The sequence below is a fragment of the Mycobacterium sp. IDUB_36 genome (assembly GCF_055419225.1).
Genome location: NZ_JBVAXH010000002.1, coordinates 902,379 through 924,730 on the forward strand (window position 1 = coordinate 902,379; position 22,352 = coordinate 924,730).

General features: G+C 67.1%; 11 protein-coding genes. 3 read left to right on the plus strand and 8 right to left on the minus strand.

Annotated features, from left to right (window positions below; genetic code table 11):
• The first annotated feature begins 1,054 nt into the window (after positions 1–1,054).
• The gene (locus ACZYW1_RS22475; protein WP_463788655.1) at positions 1,055–1,333 is read left to right on the plus strand and encodes a DUF732 domain-containing protein; all 279 of its coding nucleotides are present in this window, start codon (positions 1,055–1,057) and stop codon (positions 1,331–1,333) included.
• 10 nt (positions 1,334–1,343) lie between these two features.
• Here the strand turns inward: ACZYW1_RS22475 and ACZYW1_RS22480 are convergent, their stop codons facing one another.
• The 6 genes from ACZYW1_RS22480 to ACZYW1_RS22505 all read right to left on the minus strand — a co-directional run bounded on the left by ACZYW1_RS22480 (position 1,344) and on the right by ACZYW1_RS22505 (position 17,370).
• Positions 1,344–2,933 (minus strand): recombinase family protein, encoded by a 1,590-nt coding sequence (locus tag ACZYW1_RS22480; protein WP_463788656.1) that lies wholly within the window; start codon positions 2,931–2,933, stop codon positions 1,344–1,346.
• 425 nt (positions 2,934–3,358) lie between these two features.
• A complete protein-coding gene (locus tag ACZYW1_RS22485; RefSeq protein WP_463788657.1) occupies positions 3,359–3,751 on the minus strand; it encodes a CDGP domain-containing protein in 393 nt (130 codons plus the stop codon).
• 753 nt (positions 3,752–4,504) lie between these two features.
• Positions 4,505–5,839 (minus strand): M20/M25/M40 family metallo-hydrolase, encoded by a 1,335-nt coding sequence (locus tag ACZYW1_RS22490; RefSeq protein WP_463788658.1) that lies wholly within the window; start codon positions 5,837–5,839, stop codon positions 4,505–4,507.
• A gap of 105 nt (positions 5,840–5,944) precedes the next feature.
• Positions 5,945–6,337, minus strand: a complete 393-nt coding sequence (gene acpS / locus ACZYW1_RS22495) for a holo-ACP synthase AcpS (RefSeq protein ID WP_463788659.1) — start codon at positions 6,335–6,337, stop codon at positions 5,945–5,947.
• A gap of 75 nt (positions 6,338–6,412) precedes the next feature.
• Complete coding sequence (locus tag ACZYW1_RS22500) at positions 6,413–15,646, minus strand: fatty acid synthase subunit beta domain-containing protein (protein ID WP_463788660.1); 9,234 nt, start codon at positions 15,644–15,646, stop codon at positions 6,413–6,415.
• Positions 15,647–16,134: 488 nt separating this feature from the next.
• Positions 16,135–17,370, minus strand: a complete 1,236-nt coding sequence (locus ACZYW1_RS22505; protein ID WP_463788844.1) for a low temperature requirement protein A — start codon at positions 17,368–17,370, stop codon at positions 16,135–16,137.
• A gap of 142 nt (positions 17,371–17,512) precedes the next feature.
• On the opposite strand from ACZYW1_RS22505, the gene ACZYW1_RS22510 reads away from it, so the two are divergent.
• Positions 17,513–19,147, plus strand: coding sequence for a serine/threonine-protein kinase (locus tag ACZYW1_RS22510; protein WP_463788661.1), 1,635 nt, complete (start codon positions 17,513–17,515; stop codon positions 19,145–19,147).
• A gap of 5 nt (positions 19,148–19,152) precedes the next feature.
• Here ACZYW1_RS22510 and ACZYW1_RS22515 read toward each other — a convergent pair whose 3' ends face one another.
• A complete protein-coding gene (locus tag ACZYW1_RS22515; protein ID WP_463788662.1) occupies positions 19,153–20,514 on the minus strand; it encodes an FAD-binding oxidoreductase in 1,362 nt (453 codons plus the stop codon).
• Positions 20,511–21,581, minus strand: a complete 1,071-nt coding sequence (locus tag ACZYW1_RS22520) for an alkene reductase (RefSeq protein ID WP_463788845.1) — start codon at positions 21,579–21,581, stop codon at positions 20,511–20,513. Before ACZYW1_RS22520 ends, ACZYW1_RS22515 begins: the two co-directional genes overlap by 4 nt.
• 154 nt (positions 21,582–21,735) lie before the next feature.
• Between ACZYW1_RS22520 and ACZYW1_RS22525 the strand changes: the two genes are divergently transcribed.
• Complete coding sequence (locus tag ACZYW1_RS22525) at positions 21,736–22,335, plus strand: TetR/AcrR family transcriptional regulator (RefSeq protein WP_463788663.1); 600 nt, start codon at positions 21,736–21,738, stop codon at positions 22,333–22,335.
• The last annotated feature ends 17 nt before the right edge of the window (positions 22,336–22,352 follow it).

Consider the following 22,352-nt stretch of genomic DNA (forward strand, 5'->3'; position numbering starts at 1 on the left):
GTCCCGGCGGTGGTGTCACCGGGGCCAAGGCCAAGCTTGTAGGCGGGAGCAGGGAATTCTCTCCCGCCCTCCTACTTATGGTAGTAAAAGCCTCCGCACAGAAGACCAGCTCAGCGTTGGTAGATGGGGACTGGCTGCACTGTGCTGTCAGGTCGTTCCTGCAACGAAATCCAGGCCGCCGATTCGGCCTCTAGCGCCTTTCGCAGCCCTTCTATATCGCCAGCGTAGCCCTGACGCGGGGGTGCGAGGCCCCGGCTAGTGAACTCCAGATTCCGGTCCTCGCGATCTTGCTGGCGCTTCCGCTTCATGCGCTTTCGCTTCGGTATTGCATCTGCATCGGCCTGCTCGCTCGCCACCTGCTCGCGGCAGTCGCCATCGCAGTACGACGGCCAGCGACCATCGCTCATCAGGCCATTGCCGGTCCAAGGTCGGGTGACTGTAATTGGTCGCCCGCAGCGCTGACACGTTCCGTAGTAGGTCTTCGTGTCGCGGAACCCTACGACGTAACCGTGCACGGTCCACCAGACCTGCACGGCATTCGGGTGGGCGGCACGCCACGCCGCTATGCCGTCAGCGCTGGCCTGCATCGCTCTCAGGGTGGCGGTGCTCAGGGCACCTTTACGTCCCAAACTCTTAAGGGCCGCTTCACGGATTACTCCGTTCGGGTCGATCCGAGACTGTGGACGGGGGTCACATTCGGCATAGCCGCCTGCGGTTCCGCTTCCGTACGCCTTCATCTACATAGCCTCCTAGAGCGATTGAGCTCGCCACCAGGACGGGCTGTTGCGTAAAGGGATCCTTTGTTCGACTACACCGACATGGAGGGCAGTGCCCTCCACATGTTCCAACGACCTGACAGGCGTTCTATTCCTCTGGAACCCGAACGACTCTAGCGGCGTCTAATCCGGCATGGACGAAGACGAACGCGAGGCGATCCGAGCCCGAAGGGCTCGACCCCGACGACCCAGCCGTGAGAACGGCGCTCGATCTGGTGCGTTGGGAGCTGCAGTTATTCGGGCTCTGACGCGGCAGAACGGAACTAAGCTCCAAGCCCATGAAGCTGCTGTTAGTTCCCCTGGTGGGTGCCGCGTTTCTGCTGTTCTCCCCTGCGGCGAACGCCGACGCCAACAGCTACCTCGCCTACCTGCGGGACCACGGCACATTCGTGATGGCGTACGACGACGCCACTCGAGTGTCTTACGGCCTGCACGCGTGCGAGATGCTGCACGCCGGGATGACACCCGAACAGGTCGGCTCCTCGGTATCCCCCTCGGATGCGAGAGGGATAGTGGCGGCGGCGCAGCACGAGCTATGCCCGGACACACTCCACTAATCTGCCACCGTCACTCAGGTCCCACAGCCTCCACGGTTCCATCGTCACGCACATTTACTCCGCGGATCGTCGGGTCGTCGTTCATAGCGTCCAGGGCGTCCCGGATGGCCTGCTGCTCCTCCGTCAACACCGGTTCGGGCCATCCCTCGGGTAGCTCGATCCCCCACGGAATCACCTTGGTCTGGGTCGTCGTACCCCTCGGCGGAAAGTGCAAGACCAGCCGGATACCGGAATCCCTCAAGACCTGACGGCGGTCGGTGGACTCATCGCTCCACAGTTCCCGGTACGTTCTGCCCGTCCCCTGCGGCTCCCAGCGTGCAGGGACGACGGCGTTGGCCGATAGCTCAGATTTCCGCGCCACCAGCGCGGCCAGCCGGGACTTGTATAGCTCCTCGTCATCGACCAGTCCGCTATCCGACTCCCACCGCAGCCGCTCCAGCGACTGCTCGGTCTGCCTCAAATCCTCGCTGCGATCCTCGCCGGGGATGAGGACCATCCGCATCATCTCGTGGTCGCCGTAGGCGTCGAGGAATTGCTCTTCCAGGAAGCTCTCCACCCTCTCCAGCGTCACCGCTCCCCGGCAGCCCGTCAGGGGGCGACCGCAACGGACGTAGGTGTGCATCTTGCCGCTAGAGGATTTTCTTCGATGACGCGCGAGCGAGAACCCGCAGACGCAGTAACCCACGCCGGCCAGGGGGTTCGGCGTCATCTGCCGTGCCTTACCGCTGGCGCTACGGTCCCCCAGCGCGCCCTTTATACGCTGCCATTCCTCTCCAGTGAACGTCGGCTCAGCCATCCGGATTGGCTGGCCTTCGGGATCGAGGACCAGCTTCTCCCCCGTCCTGCGTTTGTTGTCCGGGTTTTTCTTAGTGGGTGCCGGCTCGAATACCGCCATCGTCCGGTAGCCCTGGGTTCGCTGGGAGGTCAACACCCGCTTAAGTGTGGCGACCGACCAATACTTGTCAGCCCCGCGCGCCCTGCCGACATTGGTATGTCGGCATTCGCAGCCTTCGACGTGCCGCATCTTCTTATCCTCGTGCACCACAAGACATCGAGGGTCATGCAGCCATCGAACGATGGCCGTCAGTGACATGTTCTCGTCAACCAGCTTGGTCTTGATCTGGTGAAGCAGGTTGTAACCCTCAGGGTCTCGCTCCAGCGCCTTCCCTTTCCCGCAGGGGTGCTTCACGGTCCGAAATCCCAGCGGAGCCACGCCGTGACTCACGCGGTCGGTCATCCGGAGGTAGTCCAGGCGGTCGGTGGCCCTGGTCTTGAAGCGCGATAGCTCTATGGCGGCGAAGAACGAACCGACGTAGATGAAGAACTCACTCATCATCTGGTCGAGCGAATCCTTCTCCGGGTGCAGGTAGTCCAGGACTACGCCGTCCCCGGCGAAGGCCAGGATCTTACGGTTCGACTTGATCCACTTCGCAAACTCGACACAGTCATTGGTAGACCGGAACGCTCGGTCGATTTTGGAGAACACCAGCACGTCCCACTCATGCAACCGCTCAGGCGCCAGCCACTTCCCAAGGTCCGGGCGTTCGAACGGAGTTGTCTTCCCTGCCGAGACGCCAAGATCCTCGAACAAGCCCACCACGTTGTAGCCCTGGTCTTCGACCAGCGTTCGCCCTCTTCGGTCTGCGCCAGGTGTGACACTTTGCGGGTGCTGTCCCTGTCGTCGTCCAGGTGAGACACACGAGCGCCGACGACGGCGCGGAGCGTTTCCATGTTGACTAGAGTAGGGCGCAGTACAACGTCAAGGCCACCGGGCACGTCGCCAAGCTGCGCCGGGAGCTGTCCGTCTAGGACGAGACCTCGATGATCGGAAATTTAGTATTGTCACGGTGTTTCAGGATCATGAGCTCGCAGCTGTCGAAGGATCCTGTGCCAGCGGTCGGACATGTTTTAAGACGCCGACGCGCCATTACGATGCGATCAACCCCGCTGGACGTGCCGCGCGACGGCGAGTACCTAAAAGCGCCCAGCCCAGATTGATTAAAGGTAGCGCTCTCGCGTCGATAACTAGTTGAAGTTTATCGGCGTGAAACCACCGGCGTCGGTGAAGGTCGGCGGCAACCATCCGGGCTCACCGGGCACAATCGTGTTGTCGGTGACCGGATACTTCACCTGTTCGAAGACCTGCTGCGGTTGGAAGTAGCCCCCGGTGGTGGTGCAGCTGTAGGACCCGCAGCTAGTGCGTACCGGCACGTTGTGCGCCGGAACCCAGACGACGCGAAACCGCACCCAGCTACCGTCGGCATTCCTCGGCCCATCGCAGATCGTGCGCGTCTGGCTGCCCAGGAATCCCCACAGGTCATTGGTGCAGCCAGGGTTCGCGTCGGCGTTTGCTACAGGCGTCAGGCCGACAGTGGCGGCACTGACCATGGCGGCGGCCGTAGCTAATTTCAAGATCATGGTTCTCGCCTAATCAGTAAGGTTTTGACGGAAACAAACTACCTCGACAGACCAAGTTTGATACGGCTAATCCAGCTTGTTACAGCTGTTAGCTGGCGCGCCGAAAGCTACTGCAAGTTACTGGTGGGACTTCTGATGTTCTTGGAGTGCGGACGGATTGGGCGTCCGCAGCGGTGCCGGGCCGCACCGGCAAACGTTCGCTTGTGCTGCCTCGCCCCCCAGGACAACCACCAGCGGCCACGCCGCCGGCCGACCCTAAATCCGCCGCATTCGAACTCAGCGTCCAGGCCGCAGAAGCTGCTACCGATAGCACTGCATTCAGCGCCGTGCTTCAAACCCTCGCTGGCGCTCTGCAAGTCGAGGGTGACTCGTCCGCCTTGCGTGGGGGCGCCCGACTGGTCGCGGCAGGTGTCTTTCGAAATCTGAATCGCGAGGTGTTCGGTCGGATCGCTAGGCCGTCGCGGCCCCACGGTTGAGCACTGGCCGCGGCCCTCGTCCTGTCGACTCCACCGATAACGCCCAGCCGTTCGAACGTCGCATTACATAGCCGAGGGCACTCCCCGTGCGACGATTTGCGTTCGATCGGGTCGCGGCTATCGCAGGCGCAGTATTTACTCGTGGCCTACTTGTGTGACTCACCTCGCACGACGAGCAGGCCGCCGCACAAGCAGCGCCGATCATCCAATCGACAGCACCTCGTGCTCCTACGCGCAGACACGTTCCAGAAAGAGGACACCGCCTAGGGGCGTTCAGCTACTCAAGGTTCACGAGATTCGCGAGTAGCAGCGCTTCGGCGGTCGCGGCCTTTTCCAGCACGCCCAGGTCGAGGCTCTCGTTGACGCTGTGCGCCTGCGTCGCCGGATCCTCGACGCCGGTGACCAGGATCGCCGCGTCCGGGTAGGCCGCGGCGAATTCGGCGATGAAAGGGATCGACCCGCCCATGCCCATGTCGATCGGTTCGGTACCCCAAGCCTGCCGGAATGCGGCCCGCGTGGCGTCGTAGACGGGTCCTGTCGCATGAATGACGTACGGCTGGCCGACGTCCCCGGGTGTCACCGTGACGTGCGCGCCCCAGGGCGCGTGCTGCTCCAGATGGGCGGTGAGCGCGTCGAGGTGCGCGGCCGCGTCGCCGCCCGGTGCAACCCGCATGCTCACTTTCGCACGGGCGCGTGGAATCAGCGTATTCGATGACGCCGCAACCGAAGTGGTATCGATGCCGATTACCGTGATGGCCGGCTTGGCCCACATGCGTTGCGGCACCGAGCCGGCACCGATCTCGCCGACGCCGTTGAGCAAGCCCGACTCTTCACGCACTCGCCCGGCGGGGTAATCGACTGCCGCGGCGGTGCTTTCATGCAGGCCGGCGACCGCGACGTTGCCGTCGTCGTCGTGCAAGCCGGCCAGCAGGCGAGTCAGCACCATCAGCGCGTCCGGCACCACTCCGCCCCACAGCCCGGAGTGCAGGCCGTGGTCGAGGGTGGCCACTTCGACCACGCAGTCGGCCAGCCCGCGGAGCGACACCGTCAGCGCCGGGACCTCGGTGGTCCAGTTGTCGGAGTCGGCGATCACGATGACGTCGGCCTTCAGCACGTCACGGTGAGCGGCCAGCAGCCGGCCCAGCGACGGCGATCCCGACTCCTCCTCGCCTTCGACGAATACCGTCACTCCGACCGGCGGATTGCCGTCATGGGCCCGGAAGGCCGCCAAATGCGTTGCGATACCGGCCTTGTCGTCGGCGCTACCGCGACCGTAGAGTCGCCCGCCGCGTTCGGTCGGCTCGAACGGCGGCGAGACCCACTGGTCCGGGTCGCCTTCGGGTTGCACGTCGTGGTGGGCGTACAGCAGCACGGTCGGCGCGCCGGGCGGTGCCGGGTGCCGGGCGATGACGGCGGGCGCGCCGCCTTCGCTGACGATCTGCACGTCACCAAAACCGGCTTGCGCCAACAGGTCAGCGGTGACCTGGGCACTGCGGTGCACCTGGTCGCGCCGTGCCGGGTCGGCCCACACCGATTGGATGCGGACCAGGTTCTCCAGATCGTCGCGCACCGACGGCAACAACTCGCGTACGCGCTCGACGAGATCGCTCATGACGTCGAGGCTAGCGGTTGGTTCTAGGGTCGAGATCGACGCCGGCGGGCAAAAGCGCGAGAGGCGACCACGCTGATGTCGATTTGGGCGGTAAAAGCCGTGTATCTAGGGCAGCTCGAGGATCGCGACCGCCGCCGCCGTGTCGGCTTCGTGCGTCAACGACACGTGGATCGTCACGTCCTTGAGGTGCGTGGCAATGTCGCCGCTGAGCCGCACCTTGGGCCGTCCCCACATGTCGGTGACCACCTCGATGTCGCGGTGGATGTCCTCGCGCAACACCGGCCGCTGCGAGAATCGCGACCCGGACCAGGCCTTGATCACCGCCTCCTTGGCCGCCCACCGGGCCGCCAGGTGGCGGGCCGCCGACGAACTCTTGTCCGAGGCGTCCCGCCGCTCACCCGGCGTGAAGGTCTCGGCGAAGACGGTCCCGGGTTGATCGACCTGCTCGGCGAATTCAGTAATGGAGACCAGGTCTATCCCCACTCCGACGATGCCCATGGGTGTCGCTCCTCCTCATCGCTGAGCTCTGCATCGTCGCCGACACGGCTCATGGTGAGAAACCTATCGGATCACTCAGCGGCCATAGACGTCGTCGTCACCCAGCCGCGCATCGGCGTCGAGCAACATCGCCGACTCCTGACGCTTCTCCGACCCCTCGTGGTCGAACCGACGGTCGGCGGGCCGCTCGTACATTGCCCGCCCGCCCGCGATCGCCGAGGCCAGTCGACGCTGTCCGGCCAGCAGGCGAGCGTCGGCCCGCTGCTGGTAGTCCGCGCGCTCACCGGCGTCGAGGGTGGCCAAGAAGGCCTCCGGGTGCACCAGAGCGACCAGGCCGGAGACGTGGCCGAACCCGAGGCTGGTCACCAGACCGGCCTTGAGCGGGAACTTGTCCCCGAGTCGCAGCGTCTCGCGGATCCACACGAAGTGTGCCGAGTCGGCGAGTTCGTCGTCGACGCAGTCCAGGCTGCGGTTCGGCGGGATCACGCCGTCGCGCAGGATCTGGCACAGGCCCATCATCTGGAAGACCGCAGCGCCACCCTTGGCGTGCCCGGTGAGGCTCTTCTGCGACACGATGAACAGCGGCGCACCGTCGGACCGGCCGATCGAATCGGCCAGCCGCTCGTGCATCTCGGTCTCGTTGGGGTCGTTGGCCAGCGTCGAGGTGTCGTGCTTGGAGATCACCGCGACGTCGTCGGCGCCGACGCCGAGTTTGGCCAGCGCCCGCGCCAACGGCGAGTTCTTGCCGCCGCGACCGGCACCCAGCGCGCCCAGGCCGGGAGCCGGAATCGAGGTGTGCACACCGTCGGCGAACGACTGCGCGTAACCGACGACCGCGAGCACCGGCAGACCCATCTTGACCGCGAGGTCTCCGCGGGCCAGCAGGATCGTGCCGCCGCCCTGGGCCTCCAGGAAGCCGAGCCGGCGACGGTCGTTGGGCCGGGAGAACTTCGCGTCGCTGATTCCCCTGCCGCGCATCATCGAGGTGTCGGCGGTGGCGGCCATGTCGCCGAAGCCGATGATGGCCTCCAGCGTCAGGTCGTCGAACCCGCCCGTGACCACCAACTCGGCCTTGCCGAGCCGGATCTTGTCCATACCCTCTTCGACCGAGACCGCTGCCGTCGCGCACGCGCCGACCGGGTGGATCATCGCGCCATAGCTACCGACGTAGGACTGGATCACATGCGCGGCAACGACGTTCGGCAGGACTTCCTGCAAGATGTCGTTCGGCTTGTTCCGGCCGAGCAGGTTGCCGTGGTACATCGTCTGCATCGACGTCATACCGCCCATGCCGGTGCCCTGGGTGCTGGCCACCAGGCCCGGGTGCACCCATCGCATCAACTCGGTCGGGGTGAAGCCCGACGACAGGAACGCATCGACGGTCGCGACGATGTTCCACAGCGCCACCCGGTCGACCGAGCTGGCCATGTCTGCGCTGATGCCGAACACCGTCGGGTCGAAGCCGGTGGGGATCTGCGCGCCGACGGTCCGGGACAGTTTGGTCTTGCGCGGAACCCGGATCTCGGTGCCCGCCTTGCGGGTCACCTGCCAGTCGCTCGATCCCGGAATCGGCTGCACCACTGTGTGTTCGGCGTCGAACTGCGCGAACCCGCGGGCGTCGGCCTCCGAGGAGACGACGAAGGTGAAGTCCTTGTCCAGGAACACGCTCACCATCAGCGGCGAGGCGTGATCGGGGTCGATCGCACCGTCGTCGACGAACTCGCGGATGCCGACGCGATCGACCACCACGTCGTGGTAGCGCTCGACCAACTCGGCCTCGTCGATCAGGTCACCGGAGTCGGTGTCGTACCAGCCCGGTGTGGGATCGTCCTCCCACTTGATCAGCCCGGTGGTCCAAGCCAATTCGAGTACACCGGCGGCCGACAGTTCGTTGTCGACCTCCATCTCGAAGCGGGTCCGGGACGAGCCGTACGGGCCGAGTTCGGCGCCGCCGACGATGACCACCAGCTCCGACGGGTCGATGTCGAGGCGGTCCCAGACCGGCTGTGGCGCCGGGTTGAAGCCGCGCGGCGGCGACGGCAGCGCGGCGATCGTGCCCGCGTCGGAGTCGTCCTCCTCGGTGGCCGCGCCCGCCGTCATCTCCTCGCGGGCCTTGGCTGCCAGTTCGGCCATGTCCAGGTCGACATCGCCGAGTCCACCGGTGAAATCCACGTTGATCGGCGACCGGGCCGCGGCGGCCCGCGACTCGATGTTGCAGAGCCCGAGCAGCATCTCGGCCATCTCTTCGGTGGAATACGTTGTCACACCGGCTTCTTCGACCGCGCTGACGATCGCGTCGTTGTGACCCATCAGCCCGGTACCGCGGGTCCAGCCGATCAGCGCGTGGGCCAGGCTGACGCGCTGCGCCCACGACGACTCGGCTCCCCAGCGGGTCACCACGGCGTCCAGCGCCGACTTGGCCTCGCCGTATGCCCCGTCGCCACCGAACATGCCGCGGTTCGGCGAGCCGGGCAGCACCACGTGCAGCCGCGAGGCGATGTCACGCTCGGCACCGATCTTGGACAGGCCGCCGATGAGCCGTTGCACGGCCCACAGCAGCACCTTCATCTCCATCTCCGAGCGCGAACCGGCTTCGGACAGATCGCCCACCACCCGCGGTGCCGCGAACGGGAACAGCAGCGTCGGAACCTGAGCGTCCTTGATGTGAATCGACTGCGGCCCAAGACTTTCGGACTGCTCGTTACCAACCCACTCGGCAAGCGCATCGATGTCGGAGTAGGACGCCATGTTGGCCGCCACCACCCAGAGCGACGCACCGAAGCGGGCATGGTCGCGATAGAGGTTGCGGTAGAACGCCAGCCGGTCGTCGTCGAGCTTGGACGTGGTGGCGATCACGGTGGCGCCGCCGTCGAGTAGCTTGCCGACCACCGACGCGGCGATCGAACCCTTCGATGCACCGGTGACCACGGCGACCTCGGCGTGGTACGGGCCGGGGTCCGGGTTCTCGGCACCGGCGGCGATCCGGCCGTACAGCGAAGCGTGGATCTGCCGCCCGGCGGCCAGCGCCCGGCCCTGCCACCAGGTGGCCTGGGTGGCCACCACGTGGCCGGCTCCCTCGAAGCGTTCGGAGAGGCGGGCCCAGTCGGCGTTGGCTTCGTCTTCCTCCAACAGCCACAGTTTGACCAGGTCTTCGCGCGCACTGGCCCAGCGGTCGTCGAACACGACAGCCTTCTTGCCGTCGAACACCGGAGCCACCAGCCGCGGCCAGTCGGCGCCGAGTTCGGCGGTCACCAGATCGATCAGCTCGGCGTCGGAGGCAGCCGGCGGCGCGCTCACCTTCTCGTCGAGACCCAGCTGACCGAGCACCAGCCTGGCCGCCGACGCGAGCACCCCGTCGCGACCGGTGATCTGCTCGGTGAACTCGCCGAGCGCGGCCGCGTCGACGGTCGCGCCGCCGCCCGCAGCGCCGCTGGACGGCAGGGCCACCGCGATGCCCCGGCGGGCCGCCACGGACGTGACAGCGGCGTCGATGACGCTGTCGACCGCGGCGGCGTCCGCCAGCGCACCCTCGTGCAAGTTCCCCAGCGAACCACCACGGACGCTGGTGCCCTCGCGAGTGCCGAGCGCGACCTCGACCGTGACGTGCTTGACCCAGCCCGCGCCGAGCTCCCAGGTCTTGGTGACCCGTTCGGCGATCGCGGCGGGCCGCTTGCCGGACGGTCCGAGGATGGTGCGCAGCTGGTCGTTGATCGCATCGGAAAGCACTGGGCCGTAAGGCTTGTACGTGCGAGCCAGCTTGGTCACCTGGGCCCGCAGCCCGGCCAGGTCGGCCTCGGCGGCGCCGTCGATGGCACCGAGGTTCAGCTCCGAACCCAGGTCGACCAGCAACTGGTTGCGTCGCGAGGACGCGCCGTCGGTGATGGACTCGATGGAGTCCAGCTCCTCGATCTGGTCGATGCGCATCTTGGCCGACAGCGCGATCAGGGCCAGCGTCGCGTCGGCGGCGTCGAACCCGATGTCGTCCGGCCTCGGAGCACCCGACGGAGCCACCGGCGTGGCCGGAGCGGCGGCGGGCGCTGCTTCGGCGGACGTCACTGCGGCCTCTGGCGCGGCCGGCACCACGTCCACGACGTCCTCGGGCTCGGGGTCGGTGTCGGTGGCGAACAACACCGCGGCGTCGCGCTCGGCGTTGAGCACTTCCACTGTGCTGTGGGCGTATTCGGCCAACTTCAGCGTGTTGGTCGCCAGACCCGCGACGGTCGGCGCCGACTTCACGCCGATCTCGACGAACCGCTCCACACCGAGACCGCCGGCGGCCTCCTCGGTGAACAGCAGATCCTGGGTCTCGATCCAACGGACCGGGCTGGCGAACTGCCACGCCAGCAGCTCGATGATCAGCGTGCGGGCCAGGTCGAACGGCCGCTCGTTGCGCCAGTAGTCGTAGTTCTCCAGAATCTCGTCGAGCGGCTCGGCCGGTACCAGATCCCGGATCTCCTGGATGAAGTCACGCTCCAGGCTGAACGGCCGCGGCACCAGGTTCGGGATGTAGCGCCCGATGATCATCTCGGCGTCTTTGCCGTGCGGCATGGCCCGTTCCAGCGAACGCCGGAACTCGGCGACACCCACCCGCAGCACCTCCGAGTGGAAGGGCACGTCGATGCCCGGCACCAGGATGAATGACCGCTTGCCGCCGGAGATTTCACGCCGACGCTCGACTTCGGCCTCGAGCTCCTCGAGCCCTCGGACGGTGCCGGCGATCGCGTACTGCGAGCCGCGCAGGTTGAAGTTCACGATCTGCAGGAATTCACCCGTGCGTACCGAGACCTCCTCGACGAACGCCGGAACGTCGGCGTCAGCGAGGTCGATCTGCGACGGCCGGATTGCGGCCAGCCGGTAGTTGGACCGGCCCAGCTCGTCGCGCGGCACGATGTCGTGCATGTTGGACCCGCGCTGGAACACGGTCTCCAGCAACGCTTCCAGGCCGTAGACGTCGCTGACGCAAGCCAGCGCGGTGTACTCGCCGACGGAGTGGCCGCAAGCGATCGCGTCCTCGACGAAGGCGCCCTGCTCGCGCATCTCGGCGACCTGAGCCGCGGCCACCGTCGCCATCGCGACCTGGGTGAACTGGGTCAGGTACAGCACGCCCTCGGGGTGTTGGTAGTGCACGCCGCTGGCGATCAGGCTGGTCGGGTTGTCCCGCACCACGTGCAGGATCGAGAAGCCCAGGGTTTCGCGGGTGTACTTGTCCGCGTCGTCCCAGACCTTGCGGGCGGCTTTGGAGCGGGCGCGGACGTCCATGCCCATGCCCTTGTGCTGGATGCCCTGGCCCGGGAACGCGTAGACCGTCTTGGGCGACGCCAGCCGCGCCGTCGCCGACATCACCAGGTCCGAACCGATCCGGGCGGCGACCTCCAAAACCTCGGCGCCACGGTCTATTCCGACCCGGTCGACGCGGAAGTCGACCTCGTCGCCCGGGCGGACCATGCCCAGGAACCGGGCCGTCCAGCCGATCAGCCGGGCCGGCGGGCGGGCTTGGCCGTCGGTGGCGGTCACCACGTGCTGCGCGGCCGCCGACAGCCACATGCCGTGCACGATCGGCGAGTCCAGGCCGGCCAGCAGTGCTGCCGCCCGGTCGGTGTGGATCGGGTTGTGGTCTCCGGAGACCACCGCGAAGGGCCGCATGTCGACCGGCGCGGTCAGCGTGACGTCACGCCGGCGGCGCCGCGGGGTGTCGGTGGCGTTCTCGGAGACCGCGCCACCGGCGCGAACTGGATCGGTCAGCTCGGCGGGCCCGGTGCGGCCGCGGATGGCGAACCGCTCTTCCATGGTGGCGAGCACCGTGCGGGAGGAATCGGTGACGGTCACCGAGACCGGGACGACTCGGCCTACTTCGGTATCGAAGGCCACCGAAGTGGTTGCGGTGACGGTCAATTCAGCCGGCACCTTGGGCAGCGCGGCAACCAGGTGGGCCGCGTGGTCCAGGTGCACCAGGCTCAGCAGACCCTCGACAACCGGTACACCGGAGCCGGTGACAGCGGAGCCGATGGCCGCGAAGACCGCGGGCCAGCACCGGCCGACCAACGCGTCGGGCACGGTGGTCAGCGTCGGCGCCAGCAGGTCGCCGAAGATCGCCGTGACCCCGGTGTGGTCGGCGACCCGTTCGGGATCCCACGGCACGGTCACCGTCGCGGTGCCGTTGTGCACCCGGGGCAGGGTGTCCGGCCCGTCGGCACCGGCGGCGATCGCCAGCACCGAGCGCATCGCCTCGATCGCGTCCTTGGTGCGAATCACCGGGATCGCGCCGTCAATGGTGTTGGCGGGCAGGCTGAATCGAATGTCGATCCACACCCCGGCGATCGGAACGCTCAGCACGACCTGCTCGCCGTCGGTCTGCAGGCGCGCGCCGGTCGACGAGTGGGTCGCCCGCGGCCCCTCAAGCCCGTCGAAGTCGCCGTTGTGCACCTGCCAGTCGGCCGGGTCGGCGATGCGGTGCACCGGGTTGGTGGCAACGCGGTTGGCCCACAACACATCCGGTGCGTCGAGCACGGTGGCCAGCGGACCCCGCACGTCGAGACGGCCCTGCCGTCGCGCGGTGACCGGGGTGGGCGTCGTACCGGTGGCGAGCACGTCGTCGACCGCGGCCTGCTCGAAGCGGTCCAGCAGGTCGCCGACGGGCTCGTCGAGCCGGGTGATACCCGCGACGGCCGCGGTGCCCGGAATGATGCAGACCTGGTCGGCGTCGTAGCGCGCGTCGTGTGCCTGCCACAGCGAATCGCTGCGCCACCAACGGCGTACGTCCTTGTCGATCACCGGCACGAAGTTCACCGGCTTGCCCGGCGTCTTGCACTGCGTGACGAAGAACGGCACGTCCGCCGGGTGCAGCTGCACGGTGGCGGCGTCCGGGTAGCCCGCAACCAGCGCGGCGATCGCCTCGGCCGGGCGCTCCAGCAGTTCCGGGTCGTCGAAGAGCGTGTCGATCGGCCCGGAGTCCTGCGGGTGCAGCCGCGCCTCGGCGCGCTGCAGCATCGCCTCGAACCGGTCACGCCAGGTGTCGGCCAGCCAGGGGCTGCCGGGGGCGGCGGTGTCCGCGGTGCTGTCGCCGTCGCCGATGGCCAGCTCGACGTAGCGCTGTAGCCACTGCAGATAGGTCATCTCGCCGATGTCGCCGAAGTACGGCTTGGCGGTGTTGGCCATCGCGGCGATGATCTCGTCGCGCCGGTCGGCAACCGCGTCGCCGTCACCGGCCACCTCGTCGAGCAGCCGGCCGCAGCGCGAGGCGGTGTTGTCGATCTCGTGGATGTCGGCGCCGAGCTGGCTGCGGCCAGAAGCCATGCCGCCCTGCGCTTTTCCAGCACCCACCCATTGGTCGGTGCCCTGGATGTCGACCAGCATCTGCTTGACCGACGGCGACGTGGTGGCCTCGAGGGCGGCCATCGCCGCGGTGCCGACCAGGATGCCGTCGACCGGCATCAGCGGGAAGCCGTAGGACTGGGCCCAGCGCCCGGACAGGTATTCCGCCGCCTGCTCCGGCGTGCCGATGCCGCCACCGACGCAGACGGTGATGTTGGGCCGCGACCGTAGCTCGGAGTAGGTGGCCAGGAGCAGGTCGTCGAGGTCTTCCCAGGAGTGGTGGCCACCGGCGCGTCCGCCCTCGACGTGCATGATGACCGGCTTGGTCGGCACCTCGGTGGCGATGCGGATGACCGAGCGGATCTGTTCGACGGTGCCCGGCTTGAACACGACATGCGAGATGCCGATCTCGTTGAGCTCGTCGATCAGCTCGACGGCTTCTTCCAGCTCGGGGATTCCAGCGCTGACCACGAGCCCGTCGATCGCCGCACCCGACTGGCGAGCCTTCTGCACCAGCCGTTTCCCTCCGACCTGCAGTTTCCACAGGTAGGGGTCGAGGAACAGCGAGTTGAACTGGTAGGTGCGGCCCGGCTCGAGCAGCCCGGCGAGCTCCTCCACGCGGTCGTTGAAGATCGGTTCGGTGACCTGGCCACCGCCGGCCAGCTCGGACCAGTGGCCCGCGTTGGCAGCGGCGGCGACGATCTTGGCGTCGACGGTGGTCGGCGTCATTCCCGCGAGCAGGATCGGCGACCGGCCGGTGAGCCGGGTGAATTTGGTGGAGAGCTTGACCCGCCCGTCGGGCAGGGTCACCACCGTCGGCGCGTAGCTCGACCACGGCCGGGCGACTTCGGGAACGGCGCCGACGGTGAAGAGGTTGCGCTGACCGCCGCGGGTCGCCGCGGGCACGATGCCGACGCCGAGTCCGCGGATCACGGGCGCGGTCAGTCTGGTCAGGATGTCACCGGGGCCCAGGTCGAGGATCCAGCGCGCGCCGGCCTCGTGGACCTGGATCACCTCGTCGACCCAGTCGACCGGCTGGACCAGGATGGCCTCGGCCATCGCGCGAGCCAGGTCGACGTCGATGCCGACCTTCTCCGCCCATTCCCCGACGATGTCGATGCTGTCGGCGAGTCGAGGGGTGTGGAAGCCCACTTCGACCTGAACCGAGTCGAAGACCGGCGCGAAGACGTCGCCGCCGCGGAGCTTGTTCTTGCGTTCCGCTTCTTCCTTCTCCGAGATCTGCTTGCAGTACAGCTCGAAGCGGGACAACTGCTCGGGCGTGCCGGTGATGACGACCGAACGCCGGCCGTTGCGGATGGAGAGCACCGGCGGCAGCACCGTGCGGACGTCCTGCGAGAACTCCTCGAGCAGGCGGTAGAGCCGCTCGGGGTCGGCGTTGGTGACCGACACCATCGGCGAACGATCGCCCAGCACCGAGATCCCGCGCCGGCGGGCCACCAGCGTGCCGGCCGCGCCGATCAACTGAGCCATCGCCAGCAGCTCGATGTCGCGGGCGCCGGCTGCCTTCAGTGCCTCGACCGCCAAAATGCCCTGCGAATGGCCGACGACGGCCACCGGCGGGGTGGCGACCAGGTCCATGCCCTGTCGGGCCAGGGTGCGGATCGCCGCGATCTGGGTGAGCAGCACACCGGGCAGCGACACTGCGGCCGAGGTGAGGTGCTTGGCGGACGGCACCGGGTCTTCGGCGGCCAGCGCGCGGACCCATTGCAGCGGCTCGAAGCCGATCGGTCGCACGACGACGAGCTCGTTGGCCACCGGCTCGAGCAGGAGGTCGACCTCACCGGCCAGGGTGGTCAGCTCGGATTCGATACCCGACGACGACACCAGCTCCTCGAGCGTCTCCAACCACGCGCCACCCTGGCCGCCGAATGCGACCGCGTACGCCTCGCCGGCAGTCAGGCGATCGACGAGCGCGTGCGTGTCCGGGGCGAACCCATCGCGGTCGGCCGAGACTCGATGGTGCTCATAGATCGTCACGTGTGTTTCTCCCTCAATAGCGCTCATCCGCTCAGGTGTCAGAGCCGCGCTGCCCCTGGATGCCGTCAACATGCCGACCGAGCCCCCCGGTCATTCCGGCCATGCCTTGGCTGACCCGGCTTGCGCGGGCCGCGCCGAAGGGCGTTATCGGCTGCACTAAGAGTGGCATAAGGAAATTGGAGGTTTCTGCCGGAAATTGGTTACTGGTGAGTACTACGCGCGAGTAATGGTGGGCTGGGTAACAGTCCGCTCAGCGGTCACTGCGGACGTCCGAACCAAACCTGCTGCATGCGGGTGGTTACGGTTGAGTAGCTATAACTGCGCAGATCAAAGCAGTATTGTTACCTAATCGTTATCTGAAAAAATTGCGCCGTATCCGGCGCTCCGGTCGTGCATCGACGAGATGGCGCGCAGCGACTGACGCCGATCCAATCGACCGGACGGCCCGGAAAAGTTTGCTGAGAACTTACTCAAGAGTAAGCTCCGGCTCAGATTTGTGGCGCCGAGTGGCCGCTGCTCGTCCCCCGGCCTCCTGCCAGCGCTGCCGCTGTCCGCTGATGGCCCAGCCATTCGTAGCCGGCGACCACCGCGACCGGAGCGGCGGCGACCACCAGCAGACACACCGGGGTGGACACACCAGCTACCGCGAGGGCGACCGCGGCGCCCAGCACCGACAGTGTGACCAGCACAACAGCGGTGTAGAAGCCGTCCCACGCCCGGGTCAGCATCAGGTATGTGCCGTAGACAGCTCCGACGTACACCGCGACCGGCGCGGCGACTGCGACCACCGAGGCCACCGCATTCAGCGAGGACCGGTGCTCGATGGAGTCCGCGGCGGCATGAAGACCGGCGCCGGTCGCGACGATCGATCCGAACACCGCGATGTGCAGGTAGCCGTAGCCAAAGGAGCGCTCGCGATGGGCATGCAGCAGCTGGGCAGCCGGCACCACGAAGTACACCCACCACATCCCGAACGTCAGACCGGTGCCCGCGACTGCCACCAGAGCGGCGTCGGTGGTCCAGCCGTGTTCGGCGACCATGGCCGACAACGAGGCGACGGTCCCCACTACTCCCTCACCCAGGGCGATGATCGTCAGCAGCCCGTTGCGTTCGGCGATGTGGTGCGCGTGCCAGGGCGTTCCCCCTTTCCGCTTCTCCGCGATCAACGGACCACTCAGTTCGATGGCGACCATCGCGGCGAACAGCACGAACGTCACGCTCACCGAACTGTTGACGATCGCGATCGCCGTCCACCCGATTTGCGCGATCACGATGGAGACGGCGTAGGTCAGACAAGCGCTCTTGCGGGCCGGGTCCTGCCCGGCGGCCCGCAGCCACTGGATCACCATGGCCACCCGCATCACCACGTACCCGCCGACCAAGACCCGATTGTCGACGTGGGCCCCCTCGGCTATCGACGAGAACACCTGCGGAATTCCGAGGGCCAGCACCAGCACGCCCACCATCTGCAGCATCGTGGTGAGCCGGTACACCCAGTCATCGGTGTCGTATGCCGAGGCGAACCAGCTGAAATTGATCCAGGCCCAGCACACCGAGAAGGTGGCGAAGGCGAAGCTGATCAGGCCGGCCTCGACGTGACCCGACGCCAGGGAATGGGCGAACTGCCCCGCCGCGACACCGAAGGCGATGACGAAGGTCAGATCGAACAACAGCTCCAGCGGTGTGGCCACCCGGTGCGGCTCGTGCGGGTCGCGGCCCGACATTCGACGAAGCCGGTGTGTCCGAACCACGTGGTGGTGCTGATTTCCAGGTTCGCTCACGCGATTATTTTCCTCCGGTCTCGATTCGGTGACCGCTTAGCACCGTGACCGTTGACGGCCGCGGGCAGTATGTACGATCCTCCCCATGCCGCTGGTCATCGGAGCGACAGCCGCTGGATTCAATATTGTTCGGCCGCTCGGATATGAGGAGTTCGGCGAGCTTTACGTCGCCGAACATCCGCGGCTACCCCGTCAGCAAGTACTCCACCTGATTCCCTCCGACGTCTCGGTCGATCTGGACTACCGCCTGCGGTTCCATCAGGAGTCCGACCAGGCGGCAAATCTCTGGCACCCGAACATCGCCGGACTCACCGACCGCGGCGAATTCGAGGACCAGTTGTGGCTCTCGTTCGATTACGTCGACGGGTCCGACTCCGCCGAGCTGCTGGCTGACGGCCATCTCGACGGCATGCCGCCGCGGATGGTGATCGAGATCGTGTCCGCGATCGCCGACGCCCTCGACTACGCGCACGACAGCGGCGTGCTGCACCGCTACGTCAATCCCGGCAACATCCTGATCAGCAACTCACCCGCCGACCGACGCCGAATCGCGTTGACCGGCTTCGGTGTAGCGCGGCCGGAGGGCGCCCACAACACACTGACCCGCGCCGGCATGTTCATCGGGACCGCCGGCTACACGGCTCCCGAGCAGCTGAGGGGCGAGGAACTCGACGGCAGGGTCGATCAATACGGCTTGGCCGCCAGTGCTTTCCACCTGCTGACCGGGGCGCCGCCGTTCGCCCATTTCAACCCGACCGTGGTGGTCAACAGGCAGCTCAACGATCGACCGCCCCGACCAAGCGAGATCCGCAACGACCTGACCGACTTCGACGCGATCTTCGCGCGCGCCCTGTCCCAGGATCCGGTCGACCGTTTCCGGCGATGCCGAGACTTTGCCAAGGCGCTCGAGTCGACCGGTGGCACCCGATCGCATATCCGCGCCACCTCGGAGGTGCGCGCGGCCTCGATCTTCCGCGAGTCGAACGGCAACGGCGACACCGCCACGTTGGCGGCGGCACCGAAGGCCGACGAGCCGGCACCCACCGTCGCCGCGTCCGCAGCAGCCGCGCCGACCGTCAGGTCAAACGGCCGGGCGGGTCACCACATCGAGGACGACGCCACGGCTGTCGTCCCTGCGACGCCCGCGAAGCTCGCGAACGCCGACCTCGACGACGATGACGACTACGCCGACGATGAAGCTGCCGAGGCGCGCAAGCGCCGCCTGCGGCAGTCCGCGGCTATCGGCGGGGCGATCGCGGTCGTGGTGATTGCCTGGTTCGCCGGCGTCAAAGCCCTTCGTTCGGCGTCTCAGCACGACGACGCCCCGGCCAACGTCGAGACCACCACCACCGAATCGATCAGCCCTGCTCCGGCGATCATCGCGCCGCCGGTCGTGGTTGCTCCGCCGCGGCCGGTCATCACGCCACCGACCGCGGTCACCACGTCGGCGCCGACGACCACCGTGCCGACCACCACCAAACGCCCGACCTCCACGGCCCCGGCGTCGAGCGCGGCGCCGCAGACGTCCGCGACGAATCCGCCCAAGCCGGCGACCACACCACCGACCGGTCCGAACGCCTTGGACACCCGGCCGGCAGTCGGGATGCCCTGTGGCGCCGAGGGTTCCGTTGCTGTTTCCAACTCCGGCGTTCCGGTGAACTGCGTCAGCACCCCGGGCGGGTTCGCCTGGCAACCGCCTGGAGTGCCGCCCGCCGGCTGAGCTGACTAGCCCGCCGGGTGGCGCTGGAAGCCCAGGACCCGGCCCGGATCGAGAGCAACCGTGATCGCGTTGATCCGCGTCTGCTCAGCTGCGGACCACGCGTCAGCGACATCGGGTTGCCCTTCCCGGAATGACGTTGCCGCACGCCCGATATCGGCGGCTCGGCTCGCGGTCTCGACCGCGTGCAGGACGTGATCGGTTCGGCCTCTCGCGTCGTCATCGGCACCGCCGCCGACAGCGTGCAGCAGGAAAGGCGCGGGGACCCCGGTCAACGCACCGTCGGGGCCGCGGGCCGCAGATTCGGTGTGGCGCAACTCAATCATGTTGAGCCCGCCCGGCTGCCCCACTCCTCCGGCCTCGAAGATCGCCGGCAGAAGCTCAGGTCCCTCGGGTCCGAGCCAGCGACCCATGCCCCGCGCAGGCACAGCGGCCGGTGGATCCAGATGGATCGCCGATAGGGACTGCAGATCCCCGGGACCGGTGGTGTCCAGAACGGGCGTGGCCGCACCCCGCACCGCGTCGCGCATCGCCTCCAGATGTTCCCCGCCGTCGGGTGATGCATAGGAAAGATGGACGACGGTCTTACCCAACAATTCGTCGGGGAACGGACCCTCCGGCGGCAGCTTGAGGAGCGAGAGCGAGCTGCTCACCGAGGAACTCACCGCGCGGACGACTGATGCCCACGCGGCGCCGACGACCGGCATGGCATCGGCAGACCACAGCAGGTAGCCAGTCCACAGGTTCGGCACGCCGAACAGGGCGACCTCGATCGCGGTGGCGACCCCGACCGGTGCGCCGCCACGAAACGCCCACAGGGCTTCGCGGTCAAGCGGATCGGCGGCGTCCTCACAGGCGTGGCGCAACCGCCCGGCACCGTCGACGTAGTCGACGCCCAGCAATGCCGCTGACGCGAGACCGTGTTTTCTGACAAACCAGCCCACTCCGCCGCCGAACGTGTACCCGAGCACACCGACGGTCGGCGAGGTCCCGCTCAAGCCCAACAGACCGTGCGCGAACGACGCCTCCTGAACCGCGGGCCACATCGAGCCCGCTTCGATGCGAGCAGTGCCGGAGGTCGCGTCGACGGCCACGTTCGTCAAACCTGAAGTGTCGAGCAGCAATTGATTCTCGCTGACCGGTCGGCCCGCGCCGTGTCCGGTCGCTTGCACAACGAGCGCGACACCTGAACGCGATGCAGCCGCGACGGTCTGCGCGACGTGCTCGGCAGACTGCGGCCGGACCACCGCGAATGGTCGTTGGAGAAAGCTCGAGTTGTCGGGGCTTGTCGCGGCGGCGTATTCGGGATCACCCGGCCCGTAGACGATGCCGGTCAGCTCGGCCTGCAGAGCCCTCAGAGCATCGGTCACGTTGACTCCGGGGGCTTTTCGGTCAGACTCGGGTAGTCGATGTAGCCGTGCGCACCGCCGGCATAGAAGGTTGCCGGATCGGGGTCGTTCAATGGCGCCGAAGTGCGGAGCCGATCGACGAAATCGGGGTTGGCCAGGGCCCACTTAGCCACTGGCGCGACGTCGGCACGGCCGGCTTCGATATCGGTTCCCAGCTCGTCGAGGGTGCGCCCTTCCCTGATCAGCAGTAGCGGATTGGGCCACAGCGTTCGGATGTCGGCGAGGAGTTCGTCCGCGCCGAACGAGTAGACGTCCAAGAACGCCAAGTCGAGGGTGGCGAGGTCGGCGACGAGAGATCGATACAGGTCGCCACCTTCAGGACCTTCGTCGAGCCCACCCAGCGTCGCACCCGGCGACAGACGTATTCCGACGCGTTCGGCGCCGATCCGATCGGTCACTGCTTTCGCCACCTGCAGCGTGAATCGCGTCCGGTTCTCGATCGAACCGCCGTAGTCGTCGCTGCGCTGGTTGGCATTGGGCGCCAGAAACTGGTGCAGCAGGTAGCCGTTGGCGGCGTGGATCTCAACCGCGTCTGCGCCCGACGCAATCGCCATCTCGGCGGCGTACGCGAAATCCCGGACCGTCTCGGCGATCTCGTCCACGCTGAGAGCACGTGGCGTGGGTATGGCCTGCTTGCCTGAGGGCGTGTGCATATCCACACCGGGCGCGATCGCCGACGGCGCGACCGCGATCCGATGGTGTGGGGTGTTGTCCGGATGCGACATCCGCCCGACGTGCATCAACTGGATGACCAGATGACCGCCCCGGCCGTGCACGGCGTCGGCCACGCGGCGCCAGCCCTCGACATGTGCCGGCGTGTAAATGCCGGGGGTGTTCATGTAGCCCTGACCGTCAGCGGAAGGTTGGGTGCCCTCGGTGATCAGCATCCCCAGCGCGGCACGCTGTGCGTAGTACTCGACTGCGAGCGCAGACGGTGTTCCGTCGTCGAGCGCGCGGCTTCGCGTCATCGGCGACATCGTGATGCGCTGCGGCAAACGCATACCGCCGATGGTGACCGGATCCCACATGTCGACCACAAAGAGCTCCTCGCCCTGACTGGCGCACACGCCGCTGCGCGTGCGATCCTCTTAACGGAAGTTATCTTCCGCTTACATTTCAGCATGGACTGGCAGGCTCGGCCCGTCAAGTCGGACACGGACGCATATGTGTGACACTCGAGAAATGCCGGCGAAGGCACCACCCATTCCGCCTCGGGCGGCGCGACGCGACGCGATCGCCAATCGCGAGAAGATCTTGCGGACCGCCGCCGAACTCATGGCGCGACGGGGCCACAATGTGCCGCTCACCGAGATAGCGGATGCCGCCGGCGTCGGCGTGGGCACGTTTTACCGCGGATTCCCCGACCGGGAGGCGTTACTCGACGAACTGCAGCGCCGCGGATACCAGGTGTGTCTGAATATCCTGGCGCAGATCCGGGCCGACAGCCTTACGGGCGCCGACGCGGTCGAGGCATACCTTCAACGCTGCCACGATGCGTCTGACGAACTGGTGGCGATGCCGCTGCGCGGCGTGTACCCACTCCCCGACGCCGAGGCAGTCGATGCCAAACGCCGCATCGTCGAACAGCTTCAAGACTTTCTCGACGAGGGTCGGGCGGATCACTCCTTACGCCCGGATGTCGCGGCAATAGATGTGGTGGCTTTCAGCACCGTGATGGCAACACCCTTGCCTCACGGTCCTGACTGGCCGACTACGTCGCGACGCCTGATCGGCATGTTCGTTCGGGGCATCAGGACACCCGAACCACGAAAGTCACGGTAGGAGCCCACGGACGGCCG

Coding starts and splice junctions, on each gene's coding strand:
- ACZYW1_RS22475 (WP_463788655.1), top strand. CDS start 1,055: ATGAAGCTGCTGTTAGTTCCCCTGGTGGGTGCCGCGTTTCTGCTGTTC.
- ACZYW1_RS22485 (WP_463788657.1), bottom strand. CDS start 3,751: ATGATCTTGAAATTAGCTACGGCCGCCGCCATGGTCAGTGCCGCCACT.
- ACZYW1_RS22490 (WP_463788658.1), bottom strand. CDS start 5,839: ATGAGCGATCTCGTCGAGCGCGTACGCGAGTTGTTGCCGTCGGTGCGC.
- acpS (WP_463788659.1), bottom strand. CDS start 6,337: ATGGGCATCGTCGGAGTGGGGATAGACCTGGTCTCCATTACTGAATTC.
- ACZYW1_RS22505 (WP_463788844.1), bottom strand. CDS start 17,370: ATGTCGGGCCGCGACCCGCACGAGCCGCACCGGGTGGCCACACCGCTG.
- ACZYW1_RS22510 (WP_463788661.1), top strand. CDS start 17,513: ATGCCGCTGGTCATCGGAGCGACAGCCGCTGGATTCAATATTGTTCGG.
- ACZYW1_RS22520 (WP_463788845.1), bottom strand. CDS start 21,581: ATGTGGGATCCGGTCACCATCGGCGGTATGCGTTTGCCGCAGCGCATC.
- ACZYW1_RS22525 (WP_463788663.1), top strand. CDS start 21,736: ATGCCGGCGAAGGCACCACCCATTCCGCCTCGGGCGGCGCGACGCGAC.